At 54.3% G+C, this 18081-nt stretch carries 20 protein-coding genes; 14 read left to right on the forward strand and 6 right to left on the reverse strand.

What is annotated here, in order from left to right; all coding sequences use genetic code 11:
• The first annotated feature begins 19 nt into the window (after window positions 1–19).
• Genes L103DPR2_RS11365 through xth form a run of 6 tightly spaced genes read left to right on the forward strand, consistent with a single transcriptional unit; the run spans window position 20 to window position 4658 of the window.
• Window positions 20–460: a DUF2069 domain-containing protein gene (locus L103DPR2_RS11365; protein ID WP_055361190.1), complete on the forward strand. Its 441-nt coding sequence runs from the start codon at window positions 20–22 to the stop codon at window positions 458–460.
• A complete protein-coding gene (locus L103DPR2_RS11370) occupies window positions 457–1881 on the forward strand; it encodes an FAD-binding oxidoreductase (RefSeq protein WP_055361191.1) in 1425 nt (474 codons plus the stop codon). The genes L103DPR2_RS11365 and L103DPR2_RS11370 overlap by 4 nt, the downstream gene beginning before the upstream one ends.
• Before the next feature lie 52 nt (window positions 1882–1933).
• The gene (locus tag L103DPR2_RS11375) at window positions 1934–2767 is read left to right on the forward strand and encodes a thymidylate synthase (protein ID WP_055361192.1); all 834 of its coding nucleotides are present in this window, start codon (window positions 1934–1936) and stop codon (window positions 2765–2767) included.
• Complete coding sequence (locus L103DPR2_RS11380; protein ID WP_055362005.1) at window positions 2767–3267, forward strand: dihydrofolate reductase; 501 nt, start codon at window positions 2767–2769, stop codon at window positions 3265–3267. The genes L103DPR2_RS11375 and L103DPR2_RS11380 overlap by 1 nt, the downstream gene beginning before the upstream one ends.
• A 19-nt stretch (window positions 3268–3286) precedes the next feature.
• Window positions 3287–3871, forward strand: a complete 585-nt coding sequence (locus tag L103DPR2_RS11385; protein WP_055362006.1) for a DUF4337 domain-containing protein — start codon at window positions 3287–3289, stop codon at window positions 3869–3871.
• 4 nt (window positions 3872–3875) lie between these two features.
• On the forward strand, window positions 3876–4658 hold the full coding sequence (xth, locus tag L103DPR2_RS11390; RefSeq protein WP_055361193.1) for an exodeoxyribonuclease III: 783 nt from the start codon (window positions 3876–3878) through the stop codon (window positions 4656–4658).
• On the opposite strand, the gene L103DPR2_RS11395 is transcribed toward xth, so the two are convergent.
• A complete protein-coding gene (locus tag L103DPR2_RS11395; RefSeq protein WP_055361194.1) occupies window positions 4655–5566 on the reverse strand; it encodes an SDR family NAD(P)-dependent oxidoreductase in 912 nt (303 codons plus the stop codon). The two genes, xth and L103DPR2_RS11395, sit on opposite strands and share 4 nt — an antisense overlap.
• Window positions 5567–5621: 55 nt before the next feature.
• Between L103DPR2_RS11395 and L103DPR2_RS11400 the strand changes: the two genes are divergently transcribed.
• Both L103DPR2_RS11400 and L103DPR2_RS11405 read left to right on the forward strand, forming a co-directional pair.
• The gene (locus tag L103DPR2_RS11400; RefSeq protein ID WP_231717636.1) at window positions 5622–6473 is read left to right on the forward strand and encodes an NUDIX hydrolase; all 852 of its coding nucleotides are present in this window, start codon (window positions 5622–5624) and stop codon (window positions 6471–6473) included.
• Window positions 6470–6826, forward strand: a complete 357-nt coding sequence (locus L103DPR2_RS11405) for an Hpt domain-containing protein (protein ID WP_055361195.1) — start codon at window positions 6470–6472, stop codon at window positions 6824–6826. The genes L103DPR2_RS11400 and L103DPR2_RS11405 overlap by 4 nt, the downstream gene beginning before the upstream one ends.
• Here L103DPR2_RS11405 and L103DPR2_RS11410 read toward each other — a convergent pair.
• On the reverse strand, window positions 6804–7859 hold the full coding sequence (locus L103DPR2_RS11410; RefSeq protein WP_055361196.1) for a tRNA dihydrouridine synthase: 1056 nt from the start codon (window positions 7857–7859) through the stop codon (window positions 6804–6806). The genes L103DPR2_RS11405 and L103DPR2_RS11410 overlap by 23 nt on opposite strands.
• Window positions 7860–7906: 47 nt before the next feature.
• Window positions 7907–8425: a GNAT family N-acetyltransferase gene (locus L103DPR2_RS11415; protein WP_055361197.1), complete on the reverse strand. Its 519-nt coding sequence runs from the start codon at window positions 8423–8425 to the stop codon at window positions 7907–7909.
• Between the two features lie 113 nt (window positions 8426–8538).
• On the opposite strand from L103DPR2_RS11415, the gene L103DPR2_RS11420 reads away from it, so the two are divergent.
• The 3 genes from L103DPR2_RS11420 (at window position 8539) to bktB (ending at window position 11238) form a co-directional block, all read left to right on the forward strand.
• A complete protein-coding gene (locus tag L103DPR2_RS11420) occupies window positions 8539–9195 on the forward strand; it encodes an RluA family pseudouridine synthase (protein ID WP_055361198.1) in 657 nt (218 codons plus the stop codon).
• 15 nt (window positions 9196–9210) lie between these two features.
• Entirely contained in the window at window positions 9211–9969 is a 759-nt protein-coding gene (locus tag L103DPR2_RS11425; protein ID WP_055361199.1) for an SDR family NAD(P)-dependent oxidoreductase, read from the forward strand.
• An 84-nt stretch (window positions 9970–10053) separates the two neighbouring features.
• The gene (gene bktB, locus L103DPR2_RS11430) at window positions 10054–11238 is read left to right on the forward strand and encodes a beta-ketothiolase BktB (protein ID WP_055361200.1); all 1185 of its coding nucleotides are present in this window, start codon (window positions 10054–10056) and stop codon (window positions 11236–11238) included.
• 71 nt (window positions 11239–11309) lie between these two features.
• Here bktB and L103DPR2_RS11435 read toward each other — a convergent pair whose 3' ends face one another.
• From L103DPR2_RS11435 to L103DPR2_RS11445, 3 genes are read right to left on the reverse strand one after another with little or no spacing between them, the layout of a single operon-like run.
• Window positions 11310–12329, reverse strand: a complete 1020-nt coding sequence (locus L103DPR2_RS11435) for a methionine synthase (protein WP_055361201.1) — start codon at window positions 12327–12329, stop codon at window positions 11310–11312.
• Window positions 12330–12347: 18 nt separating this feature from the next.
• A complete protein-coding gene (locus L103DPR2_RS11440; protein WP_055362008.1) occupies window positions 12348–13349 on the reverse strand; it encodes an LLM class flavin-dependent oxidoreductase in 1002 nt (333 codons plus the stop codon).
• Between the two features lie 40 nt (window positions 13350–13389).
• Window positions 13390–15084 carry a long-chain fatty acid--CoA ligase gene (locus L103DPR2_RS11445; protein ID WP_055361202.1) on the reverse strand — a complete coding sequence of 565 codons (1695 nt, stop codon included), beginning with the start codon at window positions 15082–15084 and terminating at the stop codon, window positions 13390–13392.
• Between the two features lie 233 nt (window positions 15085–15317).
• On the opposite strand from L103DPR2_RS11445, the gene L103DPR2_RS11450 reads away from it, so the two are divergent.
• The 3 genes from L103DPR2_RS11450 to L103DPR2_RS11460 all read left to right on the forward strand — a co-directional run bounded on the left by L103DPR2_RS11450 (window position 15318) and on the right by L103DPR2_RS11460 (window position 18016).
• Window positions 15318–15914: a response regulator gene (locus L103DPR2_RS11450; RefSeq protein WP_055361203.1), complete on the forward strand. Its 597-nt coding sequence runs from the start codon at window positions 15318–15320 to the stop codon at window positions 15912–15914.
• Between the two features lie 273 nt (window positions 15915–16187).
• Window positions 16188–17432: a tyrosine-type recombinase/integrase gene (locus L103DPR2_RS11455; RefSeq protein WP_055361204.1), complete on the forward strand. Its 1245-nt coding sequence runs from the start codon at window positions 16188–16190 to the stop codon at window positions 17430–17432.
• A complete protein-coding gene (locus L103DPR2_RS11460; protein ID WP_055361205.1) occupies window positions 17429–18016 on the forward strand; it encodes a hypothetical protein in 588 nt (195 codons plus the stop codon). Before L103DPR2_RS11455 ends, L103DPR2_RS11460 begins: the two co-directional genes overlap by 4 nt.
• Window positions 18017–18081: the final 65 nt, after the last annotated feature.

Here is an 18081-nt window from a genome sequence, read left to right on the forward strand (position 1 = left end):
CCGGTATGATGCCATCGCCATGAACGACTCACACACAAAATCCTCTTTTCTAAGCCCTCAAACCATCGAATTGACCCGTTGGGTGGCCGTTGGCAGCCTGGTGGCCCTTATATTTGTCGGTTTGGCATGGGAACTTTGGCTGGCCCCACTGCGCCCAGGCGGCTCTTTGTGGGCCCTGAAAGTAGTGCCTTTGTGCTGGCCATTGGCGGGTTTGCTGAAAAACAGGATGTACACCTACCGCTGGGTCAGTTTGTTGGTTTGGCTTTATTTCATTGAGGGCGTGGTGCGCGCTTGGGGCGACAAGGGCTGGTCTGCTGGCCTGGCTGGCGCACAAACGTTTTTGTGCATCAGCTTGTTTGCAGCATGCGCCCTTCACGTGCGTTGGCGATTTCAAATGGCCAAGGCCAATGCCCTGCCAGAACCTTCTGAAACGCAAGCACCTCCAGAGCAGACCCCATGAGCGCTTTGATCGAAAATTTGCGTCGCATCTGTGGCGATGCCAACGTCCTCACCCATGACGACCCCAGCACAGACTTAAGTGCATGGGAGCGCGACTGGCGCAAACGCGCGCAAGGTCGCGCCTTGGCGGTGGTTCGTCCTGCCAACGTGCAAGAAGTCGCAGCCGTTGTGAAGGCCTGCGCCAACACTTTCACCAGCATCGTGCCCCAAGGCGGCAACACAGGCTTGGTGGTGGGTTCTGTGCCCGACGCTTCTGGCCAACAAGTGGTGTTGAGTCTGCAGCGCATGAATCAAATTCGGTCTGTCGATGCAGCCAACCTGACCGTCATCGCAGAAGCGGGTTGCATTTTGCAAAATGTGCAAGCGCACGTTGACCGCGCCGGTTTTCTATTCCCCCTCAGCTTGGCGGCCGAGGGCAGCTGCACCTTAGGCGGCAATTTAGGCACCAATGCAGGCGGCACCCAAGTGGTTCGCTTTGGCAACACCCGTGAGCTTTGTTTAGGCCTTGAAGTGGTGACGGCGCGAGGAGAAATTTGGCACGGCTTGTCGGGCCTTCGCAAAGACAACACCGGCTACGACTTGCGCAATCTGATGATCGGCAGTGAAGGCACCTTGGGCATCATCACCGCAGCCTGCATGAAGCTCTACCCCAAACCCGCAGCGCAATTGACCACGTGGGCGGCCGTGCCCAGCATGCAAGCGGCAGTGGACTTGTTGGGTTTGGCCCATGAACGACTTGGCGCAGGCCTGACCGGTTTTGAAGTGATGGGCCAATTTGCATTGAGCTTGGTGAACAAACACCACCCGCAATTGCGCGTGCCTTTGTACAAGGACACAGCTTACTGCGTGCTGCTGGAAAACTCCGACCACGAGTCTGAAGAACACGCCCGCCATGGCTTTGAAGGCTTGATGGAAACGGCCATGGACAAAGGCTGGGTCACCGATGCGGTCGTGGCTGAAAGTTTGACCCAAGCCCAAGTGCTTTGGCAAATTCGCGAAACCATTCCGCTGGCACAAGCCGACGAAGGCTTGAACATCAAACACGACATCAGCGTGCCCGTGTCTCGCATTCCTCAGTTTGTGGCTGAAACCGACGCGTTACTGCAAGCCAAAATTCCGGGCATACGACTTGTCAACTTCGGCCATTTGGGCGACGGCAATTTGCACTACAACGTGCAAGCCCCCAATGGGACGGATGGCGCAGCGTTTTTGCGTGACTACGAGGACACTGTCAACACCTGGGTCTTCGATCAGGTCAAGGCCTTTGAAGGCTCCATCAGCGCAGAACATGGTGTGGGTAGCCTGAAAGCCGACAAACTGGCGCATTACAAGGATCCAACAGCTTTGGCCATGATGAAAGCGATCAAACAAGCTTTGGACCCTCAAAACATCATGAACCCCGGCAGAGTGATTAAAATTTAGGCCTCAGCCGAGATTGAACTCAAAGCCCTCCTTCATTTCAAATGACCTGCCCATGACCTCACGTCCTATCCGCTCGCAATACGAAGATTTCATGCGCCATGTGAACGAGCACGGCGTTTTCAAGGCTGATCGCACCGGCACAGGGACCACCAGTGTCTTCGGCCACCAAATGCGCTTTGATTTGAACGAAGGCTTTCCACTGGTCACCACCAAAAAAGTACACTTGCGCTCCATCATCCAAGAGCTCTTGTGGTTTCTCACGGGCTCTAGCAACAACAATTGGTTGCGCGAACGCGGTGTCACCATTTGGGATGAATGGGCACGGGAAGACGGCGATCTAGGTCCCGTTTACGGCGTGCAATGGCGCAGTTGGCCCACCCCCGATGGCGGCCACATTGACCAAATCGAAGAGGTGATTCGCACCCTCAAAACCAACCCCGATTCACGCCGCATCATTGTGAGCGCATGGAACGTGGCTGAGTTGTCCAAGATGGCGCTCATGCCTTGCCATGCCTTCTTTCAGTTTTATGTAGCCCCCGCGCAAACACCCGGTGGCAAAGGCAAACTGAGCTGTCAGTTGTATCAACGCAGCGCCGACATCTTCTTGGGTGTGCCCTTCAACATTGCCAGTTACGCGTTGCTCACGCACATGGTGGCGCAGCAATGTGATTTGGACGTTGGCGATTTCATTTGGACAGGTGGCGATTGCCACATTTACAGCAATCACAAAGACCAAGTGGCTTTGCAACTGAGCCGCAAACCATTCCCTTACCCCTCCTTGAACATCAAGCGCAAACCGGCTTCGATTTTTGACTACCAATACGAAGACTTTGAAGTGCTTGACTATCAATGTCACGAAGCCATCAAAGCACCCGTGGCGGTTTGATGAAACTCAAGCTGATTTATGCGCGCGCGGCCAACGGTGTCATTGGCCTCAACAACCAAATGCCTTGGCACTTGCCAGAAGATTTGGCACATTTCAAACGCACCACACTCGGCTGCCCCGTGTTGATGGGACGCAAAACTTGGGAATCCATCCCTGCCAAATTCAGACCGCTGCCTGGTCGCGCCAACTTGGTCATCACACGCCAACTCAATTGGCACGCTGAAGGCGCTTTGGTGGTTCATTCTTTGGAAGAAGGTTTGAGCTTGGCTTTGGCGCACTGCCCAGAAGGCAAAGATTTGTGGGTGATGGGCGGCGCAGAAATTTATGCACAAGCTGCCAGCATCGCAGAAGAAGCGGTGGTCACTGAAATTGACGCTACCTTCGAAGGCGATGCCTTTGCACCCACACTCGGCGCCACTTGGCACGAAGTGTCACGCGAATCTCATGTTTCTACGACAGGCTTGAAATACAGCTTTGTCACTTATCGTCAAACCCTCTGAACTTTTGGAGCAAGCACCCATGTCAGGTCACGGCTTTCACGTCCACGGTCCTCACGATCACGAAATTGAACACGCTACGCAAGGTCATGCAGAGCAAGGCGGCAGTCACACCAACTCGATTGCCATGTTCACCGCCATCATTGCCACCGTGGGCGCCATCTTCTCTTACATGGGCGGCGCCACCCAAGCCAATGCAGGCCTGTTCAAGAACAATGCAGCCATCAAAAAGACAGAAGCTTCTAATCAATGGAACTACTACCAAGCCAAGAGCTCTAAACAAAACTTGAGCGAGCTGGCCATTGAACTGGCACCCGCTGCCAAAAAAGAGTTTTACCAAGACGAAATCAAACGCTACAAATCTGAAAAAGCTGAGATCAAACAAGGCGCAGAAAAATTAGAAGCCGAAGCCAAAGCTTGGGACGACAAGTCTGAAAACGAAATGCATTTGCACCATCGCTGGGCCCAAGCCACCACCGCGCTGCAAGTGGCCATTGCCATGGCCGCCATTGCTCTCATGACGCGAAAAAAATGGCTCGAAGTGGCGATGTATGGCATGGGCGCAGTGGGCGTTGCCATTGGCGCATTGGCCATGCTGCACATTTAAAAATATGAAAATTGCCACCTGGAATGTCAACTCTCTCACCGTGCGCTTGCCGCAGGTGATTGATTGGCTCAAAGCACAAGAAGCCTTGGGCGCAGACCAAGCCATTGATGTGTTGGCTTTGCAAGAGTTGAAGATGACGGACGACAAGTTTCCGCATCAAGCCTTTACCGATGCCGGCTATCACGCACAGTGGTTTGGTCAAAAAACCTACAACGGCGTGGCACTCATTTCTCGCACACCTGCGGTGGATGTGGTCAAAAACATTCCAGGCTTTGAAGATGACATGTCGCGCATCATTGCAGGCACCTTTGGCGATGTGCGCGTGATTGGGGGTTATTTTCCAAATGGCCAAGCACCTGACAGCGACAAATTTGTTTACAAAATGCGTTGGCTAGAGGCCCTCAAAACATGGGTCAAGCAAGAGATGGCCCGGCACCCCAAGCTGGCACTCATGGGCGACTACAACATCACCTTTGACGATTTAGATGTATGGGATCCTGTGGCCTTGGCAGGCACCATTCATTGCACACCCGAAGAGCGTGCGCACTTGAATGGCCTGATTGGCTTGGGCTTGCACGACAGCTTCAGGTTGTTTGAACAACCCGAGAAAAGCTACAGCTGGTGGGACTACCGCGACTTTGGTTTCCGCAGAAACAGAGGCCTGCGAATCGATCACATTTTGGTGACCGATGCTTTGAAAGCACAAGCCACTGCGTGTGTGATCGACAAAGTGCCGCGCAAAAATGAGCGACCCAGTGACCACACGCCCGTGGTGCTAACGATTTAGCTTTTGTGGGCGGCCATGGCCTTGCCCACTTCCAATGATCCCTGCCCCGAACCCGAACCAGGCACCAATTCACCCGTACGGTCAGTCACCTGAGACATGGCCGCCAACAATTGTTCTGGTGTGTCGTCTGACACACCCAAATGCACGCCTTGCGTGAGCGTGATGTTGGCCACTTCAAAGCTGCCAGCACCGGCACACATGATGGTGCGATTGGGCGCATCTTCGCATGCCATCACCAGCATGGCAGGCACAACGGCTTGTGGCTCCAAGGCTTTGAGCACGGCTTCTGGCATCAGACCTTCTGTCATGCGCGTGGCCGCAGTGGGCGCTAAGGAGTTGACACGAATGTTGTACTTCTCACCCTCGATGGACAAGGTTTGCATCATGCCGGCCAAGGCCATCTTGGCAGCACCATAATTGGACTGGCCAAAGTTGCCATACAAACCGCTGGAAGACGTGGTCATGATGACACGGCCATAGTTTTGCGCTTGCATGATGGGCCAAACTGCTTTGGTGCAATGCACGGCGCCCATTACGTGCACTTCCATCACCAACCGAAAATCGGCGATGTCCATTTTGGAAAAGCTTTTGTCCCGCAAGATGCCAGCGTTGTTGACCAAAATGTCCACACGCCCCCACTTGTCCATGGCCTGCTTGACCATGCCCTGCACGGCTTCGTAGTCGGTCACAGAAGCACCATTGGCAATGGCCTCGCCTCCCGCTTTGATAATTTCGTCCACCACGGCCTGCGCCGCACTGACCGAGCCACCCTCGCCATGAACGTTGCCACCCAGGTCGTTCACCAGCACCTTGGCACCTCGTTTGGCCAAAGCCAGAGCGTGTTGTTTGCCCAATCCACCGCCAGCACCTGTGACAATGGCGACACGTCCGTGAAAATCAATGCTCATTTGGATTCCTCAATCTGATAGCCTTGTGATGATGTCACTTTAAACCATGGCCTCCATGGCAAGTGTTACCAGATTGACAGTTGTCCGCATGGAGACAATGGACCGCAAAGTATGGACCCCTATGGAAATCACCTCGCACATCGTTGACACCCCACCCCGCGACGCAGCCACTGTGCTCATGCTGCGCGAAGGCGAGAAGGGCATGGAGGTTTTGCTACTGAAAAGGCACACAGACTCCAAAGACTTGGGTGGTGCCTTTGTGTTTCCAGGTGGAAAACGTGACGAAGCAGATGGCTCGCCAACGGCTTTGGCCGCATTGCAAAAAGATGCAGCCAGCTTGCATGCGCAATTGGGAGAATCCGATATCAGCATGGATCATGCAGCCAGTTTGTTTGTCGCTGCGCTGCGTGAAGCCCGCGAGGAATGCGGACTGCAAATTCAAGCAACCGACCTGCAAGCCTGGTCACGTTGGATTACACCGCGCATGCCTTCCTTGATGTCCAAGCGCTTTGATACGCGCTTCTTTTTAGCGCGGGCACCGCTTGCGCAAACAGCTGTTCACGACAACCATGAAACCACTGAAATTTTGTGGACCACACCGCGCAATGCCCTTGTTCAATATTGGCAAGGAGAGATTGTGTTGGCGCCCCCGCAAATCATGAGCCTCTCGCATTTGTGCTTGTTCAACTCCGTAGAGCATGTCATGACAGAGGCCGCCCAACGCAAACCGCCCGTCATCATGCCCGAGCCATTTGACCAAGACGGTATGCGCGTGATCTGCTATCCAGGCGACCCACGGCACCCTGTTGCCCACAAAGCCCTGCCGGGTCCAACCCGACTGCAATATCGAAACAAACGTTTTGAACCCGATGGTGGTTTGGAAGCTTTGTTGCACGGCCCCCTATGAGCCAAGCTGTTTTTTTGTCCATGGCCAAGGCCATTGACTATCTGGGGGACCCCAGCAATGCCCAGCAACTGCTAGGCACGCTAGAAAGCACGCTGGAAACAGAAGTGCCAAGCATCGCCGCCGCCATTGAAAGCCAGGATTTTTCACATCTTCAAAAAATTTGGCACCAACTCAAAGGCTTTGCACCTGTGTTTTGCCATGATCAGTTGGTGGCTGAAATTGTCCAAACCGAAACACTTTGTAAACGCATTCAACTTCAGGAAGAACAATCGGCCGCGCTGAACGCCAGCGCGCAGTTGTTGATCCATTTACAAGAATTGTTGACTGAAGTTAAAGCGCAACGAGCGTCTTGAGCGCTTCAGCAGATTCATACGAGATGGCGGCTTCACTTGCAGCCGCACTGACTGAAGCGTGGGTCGCAGGCGACTGCTGCAACCAAGCCTGCATCACTTTGGGATCATGAACCAATCGAAGTGTGTCAAACGCTTGTTGTGCTTCTGGATAGTGCCTGCGCAAATAATTGAGCCACTGCTTTAAACGGCCCGCGCGATGGCGCGGCGCCACATGCAAACTCATTCGATGCCAGAAAACACTGAGCAAAGGCCACAGCTGTTCCCAAGAAAACGACTGCGGCATGTTGGCCAATGTCAGTCCCTTCGTTTGCGCATCGTGGTACTTGATCTCTAACGCCAAGCCAGGGTTGTTGATCATGCCGCGACCAATCATTAAATCTTGGCAACCGGTCACTTCTCGGCAACGCACGGCATCAGCCACGGTCCAAATTTCACCATTGGCCACCATGGGCAATTTGACGCACTGACGCACATCCGCAATGCGATCCCAATACGCAGGGGGCCTGTAACCATGGGCCTTGGTCCGCGCATGCACCACCAACTCATCCGCACCTGCGCCTTCAATGGCTTGTGCACAATCTTCGGCGCGGGAATCGTCGTTGAAACCCAAACGCATCTTGGCAGACACCGGCACATTGGCGGGCACAGCGCGGCGCACTGCAGCCACAATTTGGCCAATCAGTTCGGGCTCGTCCAACAACACCGCCCCACCCCGATGCCGATTGACTGTTTTGGCAGGACAACCAAAATTCAAATCGATGCCCGCAGGATGAAGTTTGGCCAAACGCGCTGCGTTCTCAGCCAACACCTGTGGATCTGAGCCCAGCAGTTGCGCTTTAACGGGGACACCCGCCACTGTTTTTCCGTTGTTGAGCAGTTCAGGCACAACTCGGTAAAACGCACGCTTGGGGAGAACGGCATCCGTGACACGGATGAATTCAGACACGCACAAGTCAATGCCGCCCACACGCGTCAGCGTATCGCGAAGGCTGTGGTCCAACAGCCCTTCCATCGGCGCCAACAGGATTCTCATGCTGCTTGCTGCTTTTGACGTGACTTAACTCAAGCGCGATGGCTGGTTTAAGCCAAAGAACGCTTCATGCGCACTTCTTCCACCTTCACGCCGCCAATCGGAACGGTACGTGCAGTGTTCATCTCGCGCTTGAAGCCGGCCAATTCATGGAAGCGCACCGTACGCTCGTTCAGCAAAGGCACCCAGATGCTGACATCGGTACAATCTTCGTCCAGCAGCCCTTCGCGGGCGGCATCCCAAAGCGCCAAGCCGACGCCCTCACCCAAACGATCAGGATCTGCGTAAATAGCCCAAATCTCACCCATGGTGTTTTTGGATTTGGGATCGCGCGAGCGGTCAAAACCGACAAAGCCCACAATGCTGCCGCCTTCCAGCGCCACCATCACTTGAGGTTCGCCGTACTCGATCGCCTCCTTCCAATAGGACACACGCTTGGCCATGGGTGTGGCGTCCCAATGTGCCTCGGGCACCTGCCCAGCGTAAGCTGCACGGCTGGCAATCCAATGCAATTGCGCCACGGCGGCGGCTTCATTCTTGGTGGCAAATCGAACTTCAAAATCAGACATAGCGGTCAATGGGTGAGTCAGAAAACCCTAGATTGTCGCCTGATCTGACCCGCCTTCAAAATTCAAAGGCTTTCGCGGCTGCAAATGGCACTTTTTGGCGTTATCTTTGAGGCATGAACCTCGATGTGGTCTATTCCGATGCGCATTTGGCGGTGCTCAACAAACCCTCGGGTCTTCTGAGCGTGCCGGGACGCGGTGACGACAAGCAAGACTGCCTGATCGCCCGTGCTCAAAGTGTGTGGCCCGATGCCCTTACAGTTCACCGGCTGGACATGGCCACCTCAGGACTGGTGGTGGTGGCGCGCGGGCCCGAGGTGCAGCGCATGCTTAGCCATGCCTTTGCAGAGCGCAAGGTGCACAAAATGTACGAAGCCGTGGTCGATGGCAGCCCACCCGAGGATCTGTCCAATGCAACTTCACCAGAAGGCTGGCAGGACATTCAATTGCCCCTCTTGATCGATTGGCCCAACCGCCCTAAAAGCAAAGTCGATTGGACGCACGGCAAACCCAGTCAGACCCATTGGCGTCGCAAAGCCGGCCCGGTGATCGAAGGTGCAACACGTCTCGAACTTCATCCCATCACCGGTCGAACACATCAATTGCGTTTGCACATGATGGCCTTGGGTCATGCCATTTTGGGGGATACGCTTTACGCCAGCCCCGAAGTTTGTGCACGCGCCCCAAGGCTGCTGCTGCATGCACGCCAATTGCAGTTCCATCACCCACTCACACAAGAATGGCTATCATTTGAAATGGCCGTTCCGTTCTAACAAGGCTTTTTCAACATGAAACAACATCTCTACATCCTCACGGGTGGCTCTCGCGGCATGGGCTTGGCCATTGCAGAACAATTGCTGCAAGCTGGCAACACCCTCATTTGCATCTCTCGCAATCAACAAGCCAGCTTGACAGCCAAGGCCCAACAGACGGGCGCGCACCTAGCGCAATGGACCCATGACTTGGCCGATGGCGCCACGGCCAGTTTGGCGCTGAAAGCTTGGCTTGAGAAACAAACCGTTCAAGCTTTTCAAAGTGCCACACTGATCAACAATGCGGGAGTCATTCCGCATATTGGGCCCCTCAGTCAAGCCGATCCTCACAATTTGGCCATGGCATTGCGCGTGGGTTTAGAAGCACCGATGCAATTGTGTGCAGCGTTTTTAGGCGCCACTGAAAATTGGCCTGTCCCCCGCAAGGTGGTCAACATTTCCTCCGGTCTTGGCCGCCGCGCCATGGCCTCGCAAGCCGGCTACTGCGCTGCCAAGGCCGGCATGGACCATTTCACCCGTTGCTTGGCGCTGGACGAAGCCCTCAAGCCCAATGGCGCCAAAGTCACCTCTTTGGCCCCGGGCGTGATTGACACGGATATGCAAGTGCAATTGCGGGGCGCTGCCCCTGAAAACTTCCCAGATCAAAACGGTTTCCAGCAGCTCAAAGCGACGGGCATGCTCACATCGCCAGCCGATGCCGCCAAGCGAATCCTCGATTACATGGCGCGACCCGACTTTGGCAGCCAGCCTGTTAGCGACGTGCGCGACGCTTGAACACGTACCCCCCGTGTCAGCCCCCTGTAGCCTTGAATGGGCAAACTTTGAGGCTGATCCCCATTCAATTCAAAGGAGACTGAGATGAGTCGTGAAGTTGTTGTTGTCAGCGGTGTTCGCACCGCCATTGGTACTTTTGGTGGCAGCCTGAAAGACATTGCCCCCACAGAATTGGGCGCACAAGTGGTGCGCGAAGCGCTGAAGCGCGCCAACACCGATGGCAAAGATGTGGGTCATGTGGTGTTCGGCCATGTGGTCAACACCGAGCCCAAAGACATGTACTTGTCGCGCGTTGCGGCCATCAACGGTGGCTGCGCAGAAGGCACCCCCGCATTCAATGTGAACCGCCTGTGCGGTTCTGGCTTGCAAGCCATCATTTCAGCCAGCCAGTCCATTTTGTTGGGCGACGCCGATGTGGCCATTGGTGGTGGCGCCGAAAACATGAGCCGTGCGCCTTATGCCAGTCTGGCCACACGCTTTGGTGCGCGCATGGGCGATACCAAAATGATCGACATGATGGTTGGCGCCTTGCACGACCCTTTCCACACCATTCACATGGGCGTGACGGCCGAGAACATTGCCGCCAAGTGGGGCATCACCCGCGAAGACCAAGACAAGTTGGCCGTTGAAAGTCACAACCGCGCAGAGCGCGCCACGCAAGCGGGCTACTTCAAAGACCAAATCATGCCGGTCATGCTCAAAACACGCAAAGGGGAAGTGGCCTATGACACCGACGAACACTTCCGACCTGGCTGCACCGTGGAAGAGTTGGCCAAACTCAAGCCCGTGTTCGTCAAAGAAAACGGTACCGTGACTGCAGGCAACGCATCGGGCATCAACGACGCTGCAGCGGCAGTGGTGTTGATGGAGGCAGGTGCTGCCAAAGCACGCGGCGCCAAGCCGTTGGCACGTTTGGTGGCCTACGCACACGCCGGCGTTGACCCCAAGTACATGGGCATTGGCCCTGTACCCGCAACACAGTTGGCTTTGAAAAAAGCGGGCCTCACAGTCAATGATTTGGACGTGATTGAAGCCAACGAAGCCTTTGCTGCGCAAGCCTGCGCCGTCACACGCGACTTGGGCTTGGACCCTGCCAAGGTCAACCCCAATGGCTCTGGCATTTCTTTGGGTCACCCCATTGGTGCCACAGGCGCGCTGATTACCGTCAAAGCTTTACACGAGTTGCAGCGCGTCAACGGTCGCTACGCCTTGGTGACCATGTGCATTGGCGGCGGTCAAGGCATTGCCGCTATTTTTGAACGCATGTAATTTCAAAGCGTTCACGCAAGAAAAAGGCCATCGAAAGATGGCCTTTTTTGTTGCAGCATGCTGATTGAATTTCAGCGATAACGCTCACGCGCAATGCGTGCCCCTTCGGCCAGGGCTTGCAATTTTTTCTCAGCCACTTCACGGCTCATGGGTGCCAAGCCACAATTGGTGCAAGGAATAATGCGCGCTTTGGGCACAAACTGAAGTGCGCGGCCAATGGTGTCTGCCACTTCTTCCGGCGTCTCCACCACATCGCTGGCCACATCAATCACACCCACCATGACGTCTTTGCCTTCCAGCAAAGCCATCAAATCCATAGGCACATGCGAGTGGAAGCACTCCAAGCTCACTTGATCAATGCTGCTCTTGGCCAAGGCGGGGAAAACTTTTTCGTACTGACGCCACTCGTGGCCCAATGAGTTTTTCCAATCGATGTTGGCCTGGATGCCATAGCCGTAGCAAATGTGAACAGCCGTGGTGCAAGTCAGGCCCTGCGCCGCGCGCTCCAAAGCTTTCACACCCCAATCGGCGGCTTCTTCCATGTACACATTGAAAGCAGGTTCGTCAAACTGAACGATGTCCACGCCATCAGCTTGCAGGGCTAATGCTTCTTGGTTCAACAGTTCTGCAAAGGCCATGGCCATCTTCACTTTGTCACCGTAAAAACGATCGGCCACGGTGTCCACAATGGTCATGGGGCCAGGCAAGGTGAACTTCAATTTTTTCTGGGTGTGGGCACGTGCCAGTTGCGCTTCAAATGCGTGCACACGGCCTTTCAATCTCAGCGGGGCAATCACTTGCGGCACTTGCGCGTCATAGCGATTGTTGCGAATGCCCATGGTCACTTTGTTTTCAAAGTCAATGCCTTCGACCTGCTCCAAGAAGCCATGCACAAAGTGTTGTCGCGATTGCTCGCCATCGCCCACAACGTCCAGACCTGCGTCTTCTTGCGCTTTGATCCACAGCAGCGTGGCATCGGCCTTGGCTTGCTTCAGGCTGTCGCCTTCGGCCATCCATTTAGGCCAAAGTTTGTTGGTTTCGGCCAACCATTCGGGTTTCGGCAAACTGCCTGCAATTGCGGTTTCAAACATTCATGTGCTCCTGAAAATTCACGGTTTTAAATTAAATTCTTGCGCCAACAACGCGTAAGAGTGCAGCTGTGCTTGAGGGTCGTGGGTCCACGTGATCACCACCAATTCGTCCAATGCCAGTCTGTCGGCCAATGCACGCAGCTTGTTGCTGACTGTAGCGGCACTGCCTACCAAGGCATTGGCCTTCAACGCGTCCAAGGCCATCTGCTCAGCGGGCGAATAGTCACGCTCGGCTTGATCTGGGGGCAACATAGGACCAATGCGACCCAAGTTGCGGTCCATGCGCCAGCGCGCACGGCTTTTGAACAAATGCCAAGCTTGTTCATCGGTATCCGCCGCCAAAGCCCAAACACACAAAGTGGCCTTGGGCTTGTCCAAACTGGCGCTGGGCCGGAAGGTCTCACGGTACATGTGCAAAGCTTGCTCGGCACCTTGCCCGTCAGTGATGAACCAAGCAAATGCGTATGGCAAACCCAAATGAGCTGCCAACTGCGCGCCGTAATCCGAACTGCCCAACATCCAAATGTCTGGCGAGGTGGCCGATTGCGGATAGGCAAAGACACCATGCCCCGGATGACCCACAGGCAAGGGCTGCCCCTTCACCCAGGCTTGGAGTTCCATTACTTGCTGCGGAAAATTTTCGCTGGCGTAGCGATCGGGATTGAGCAACTGTGCGGTTTTGCCATCACTGCCTGGCGCACGGCCAACGCCCAAATCGATGCGGCCGGGTGCCAACGCATCGAGCACCCTGAACTGTTCTGCAACTTTGAGCGATGCGTAGTGCGGCAGCATGACGCCGGCACTGCCGATGCGAATACGCTGCGTTTGGGTGGCGATGGCCGCCATCAAAATCTCAGGCGCAGTGCCCACAATGCTGGGGTGCGCGTGGTGCTCACTGACCCAAAAGCGAGCGTACCCCAAACGCTCGGCAGCCTGAGCCAACGCCAGTGTTTGCCGAATGGACGCATCTTGACCACGACCCGCCATGGCCACCGATTGATCCAAAACAGAAAGCTTCAAACTCATTGAAAAATGACTCGCAACATGGGCAAAATAAAATTCAGGCCTTGGCCATTTCAGCCTCTTGCAAGGCACGCCACATCACTTTGCCACTGCCACTCTTGGGCAGCGCATCGATGAACTCGACCACGCGCGGAACTTTGTAGACCGCCATCGTCTCACGGCACCAATCGATGATGTCTTGCTCACTCACCTGCCCTTTGTGCGTGCTGCGCAGCACCACCACGGCCTTGACGGACTCACCGCGGTAGGCATCCTTGGTCGAAATGATGCAAGCCTCTTGGATGGCAGGATGCTTGAACATCAGCGCTTCAACTTCTGCAGGCCACACCTTGAAACCACTGGCATTGATCATGCGCTTCAACCGGTCGGTCATGAAGAAATAACCTTCTTCATCAATTCGGCCCATGTCGCCCGATCGGAAAAACGATTTGCCATCACGTTCAAAGAATGCACTGGCTGTGGCCTCGGGGCGTTTCCAATAACCTTTAAAAACCTGCGGGCCCGAAATCACAATCTCGCCCGACTCACCTTGCGGCAATTCCCTCAGTGTTTCGGGGTCCACCACGCGCGCATCAACACTCATGAAAGGAATGCCCAAACATTGTTTCTTGGGCGCATCGGGAGGGTTGGTGTGCGAAGGTGCAGCGGTCTCGGTCAAACCGTAGCCTTCAATGTATTTCAAGCCAAACTGATCCAACAATCTTTGCGCCACCGCTTCGGGCATGGCGGCGCCGCCGCCGCCAATGTTGACCAAACTGCTGAGATCAAACTGCGCCATGTTGGGGCTGCCCAACAAATCAATCACCATGGTGGGAATGTTGGTCCAATGCGTGATCTTCCATTTGGAAATGAGACGTCCGGCCAAATCACGGTCCCATCTAGGCATCAAGACCAAGGTGGCGCCAATGTAAATCGATGAATGCATCACACTGACCATGCCCGTGATGTGAAACATCGGCACCACGCAAAGCGTTTTGTTCTCGGGCGTACCAGCCGCCCAAATGCCGCTGGCCATGGCGTTGTGCATGATGGTGCCGTGGGTATGCATGCAACCCTTAGGCAAACCCGTGGTGCCACTGGTGTAGGGCAACACAGCCAAATCTTCTGGCTTGGCGGTCACAGGCCCCAAGTCGATGGCGGTTTGCAACGCCTCGGTCCATGCATGGACTTGTCCGCCGTCTAATACTGGTAAAGCATGCACAGTGCATAGCCAATCTTTCCAAGCGTTGGGCAAGTCGTCCGGCCCCATTCCCTTAGGGTCAAAAACATCGGTGAATTGTGTCACCAACAAATGATGAAGTCGTTGATCCTTCTCCAAGGCATTGCTGGCGGCCGCCAATTCTGAAGCCAGGTCGGCCGTGGTCACAGCCACTTTGGTATCAGGGTCCAGAATGTAATGCTTCAACTCTTCCATGCGGTTCATGGGGTTGACGGGCACGACAACAGCGTCGAGTCGCAAAATTGCAAAGTGCGTGATGACCAATTGAGGACAGTTTTGCATGTCCAACACCACGCGGTCGCCCTTTTGGACGCCTATCTTGCGCAGAGCGGACGCAATGCTTTCGGCTTGGTGCATGAATTGCGCATAGGTCCATGTTTGGCCCATGAACACCAAGGCCTCTTTGCTTGGAAAACGCAAAGCACTGATTTGCAAATTCATCCACAAAGATGTTTGCGGTGCCGTCAATTGATGGGGCAAACGTTTGGGCCAAAAAGCATGATGGGCGGGCATTCAGTGCGTCTCCAACAGAATACGAAACAGGGCAATTCATTGTTCTTGCAATGGCTTACGCCATTTTGCACAAGACATCCTAATGCCGTATGAGTGAATGGAACATCCCCAGAGTCCCTAAGGAGACGAAAGCTTCATCACGTAGAAGAGCGCAAATGAAAGTCAATGTATGCATCTGCAAGAGACAAGGAACTCCATTCGCGATAAATTGAGGCTTTCCAAAGAAGACATGCATGGACTCTCACCCCACACCCGCTTGCTGCGGCACCAGCAAAGCCGCTGAACTGCTTCAGCTTTCGGTCGGCACGGTCCAAAGCTTGGTCGACAAAAACATCCTCAACGCCTGGGTCACTGAAGGGGGCCATCGGCGTATCTCACTTGAATCCATTCACAACTATCAGGTTCAGCAGCAAAAGTTGCCCGCCCTCGAGCGGCTCATCAACGACCGCCTCAGGGTCATGGTGGTCGACGACGACGACGTTACCCGGCACATGTTGCAAGACACTTGCCTAGCGGTCCACACCCAAATCGACTGCAGTGCGTGGGCCTCTGCCATTGAGGCCCTGCTTCAATTGCCCTTGTTCAAACCCCACATCCTTTTTTTGGACTTGCTGATGCCCCAGGTTGATGGTTGGGAAATGGTTCGACAAGTCAAACTCAAGGAAGATTACTCGAATGTTCAAATATTCACCTACTCGGCACTCAGTCCGGATGAACTCCAAGAGCGAGGTGGGCCTCCGAAAGACGCAAGTTTCTTGCCTAAGCCACTCGACCTGGGATGGTTAAAGGGGTATTTGCTGGGCATGATGTCGCCCCAAACGCGGGTGTGAAGCCTAGAGCAACCAAACTTCAAAGGCGTTGCAAAGGTGTCGCAAACACAGTGCAAATGAAACGCCCATGAAAAACGCACCCGAAGGTGCGTTTTTGCTTTTTGGCGGAGTGGACGTCTTACGCATCCATACTCACCAAACTCCATTAAGCTCTATTTTTCCTCTGAAACAGGCCATTTCATTGGTAATTAACTCTTGCAGGATCCAGCAAGCTCCAATAAAATCTCGATCATAGTGGAGGGTAAATAGGTGGGTAGGATTGCCGCAAAACCATTGACTGCCAAGCAAGTCGAGAGCGAAAAGCATGACGGCTATTACGCCGATGGCGCATGTCCGGGCTTGAACCTTCAAGTGGCTAAAGGTCAAAGCCGAATCACACGAAGCTGGGTGTTTCGGTATACATCTCCCACCACCAGAAAACGTCGGGAACTTGGGCTGGGCTCAACCCGAGTGCGCTCACTAGCAGACGCCAGAAAGCTGGCAAATGACTACCGTCTTCAGGTGCTCAATGGTCAAGACCCCAAAGATGAGCGAGACAAGCAACGAGCTGTGGCGGTGGCTGCGCGCGCTCACCGTATCACTTTTGATGAAGCCGTGAGCAAATGTCTAGAGACCAAGTCGCTGGAGTGGAAAAACGTCAAGCACGGGCAACAGTGGATCAATACCCTTACAACCTACGCAAGCCCGTTACTGGGTAAGCAGCCGGTTGAACTGATTACCACTGACTTGGTATACAAGGTTTTGGAGCCTATTTGGGTCACCAAGACGGAAACAGCAACGCGTGTGCGTCAGCGTATTGAAGTTGTGTTGGACTGGTGCAAAGCCCGAGGCTACTTCAATGGCGAGAATCCAGCGCGCCTGAAGGGTGCCCTAGGCGAGTTGCTCCCGAAGGCGCAGAAAATCAAGAAGGTAGAACACCATGCTGCTATCCATTACACACAAGTGCACGAGTTTGTTACGGCATTGCATGCCATGTCTGGCACTGCCCCGCTGGCACTGGAATTCATGTTGCTGACGGCAGCCAGAACTGGCGAAGCGGTCGGTGCCCGCTGGGATGAAATTGACATGGCAGCCAAGGTCTGGACGGTGCCTGCTGAACGCATGAAGGCGGGCAGAGAACACCGGGTGCCGCTTTGTAGTCGTGCGGTAGAGATTCTGAAAACCATGCAGGCCGCGCAGCAGAACGACTTCGTGTTCCCGGGACACTCGATCCAGAAGAACCCTCACCTTTCAACGGGTGCGTTCTTGGCGGTCTTCAACCGGCTTCCGAAGTTCAAGGGCTACACGCCACATGGCCTGCGAAGCTGCTTCCGTGACTGGGCCTCTGAGCGCACTCAGTTTCATAACGAAACGTTGGAATTAGCCCTTGCACACACCATCAAAAACAAGGCCGAGGCGGCTTACAGGCGACAGGACCAACTTGAAAAGCGGGCGAAATTAATGCAGCAGTGGCAGCAGCACATTGAAACCGCCAACCAACCGCCATCGATCATTTCCCTGCAAACTAAAAAAAGATGACGACTAACTTCAGATGGCCAAACCAACTCGGGCACGGCACTAGTAAGCAAGTGCCAATAGTTGCCGAAAACGATCGCTATGTTCTGGTGAATAAAAAAATAAACGCCAAAACCGGCAGACAAAAAACGGCCAGCTCATCCGATGGGCTCATTGACATTGCAGTAGCTGTCGAAATGCGTTTGATACCAAACGCAGGACTGCCCGGGATTCTGCATCACATGAATCGAAAACGTGTCCAGCGACTGCTTAAGCACAATACAGTAGTGAAGGTAAAGCCAAAGAATGCGACTCTTCAGGGCACGCACCGCACACAAGCATTGCTTAAGCTTGCTGACAAAGCGTTATCAACAGTAATCGGCCAAGAATATTGGTCAGCAAATCAACATCTTGGCCCTAGGGCCGCGCTCAGTACTACGCGCGTAATCGACTGGATAAAAACCAACCTCGAAAACCAAAGCAGCCCTCTCTGTAACGAACTCGTCGGCACTCCCTATGAAGACCTGATTGGTCTTCGCCGAACAAAAAGGTGGTGGCTTGATTTATTTGATCTTCGTAAAAATATGCAGAGTAATCTGACGCCGTAGAAATGGACACCTAAAGTCCCACCCATGTTTAGCTAAGCCTTAAAGGAGGGCAAGAAACATGGATG

The sequence above is a fragment of the Limnohabitans sp. 103DPR2 genome (genome assembly GCF_001412575.1).
Lineage (GTDB): Bacteria > Pseudomonadota > Gammaproteobacteria > Burkholderiales > Burkholderiaceae_C > Limnohabitans_A.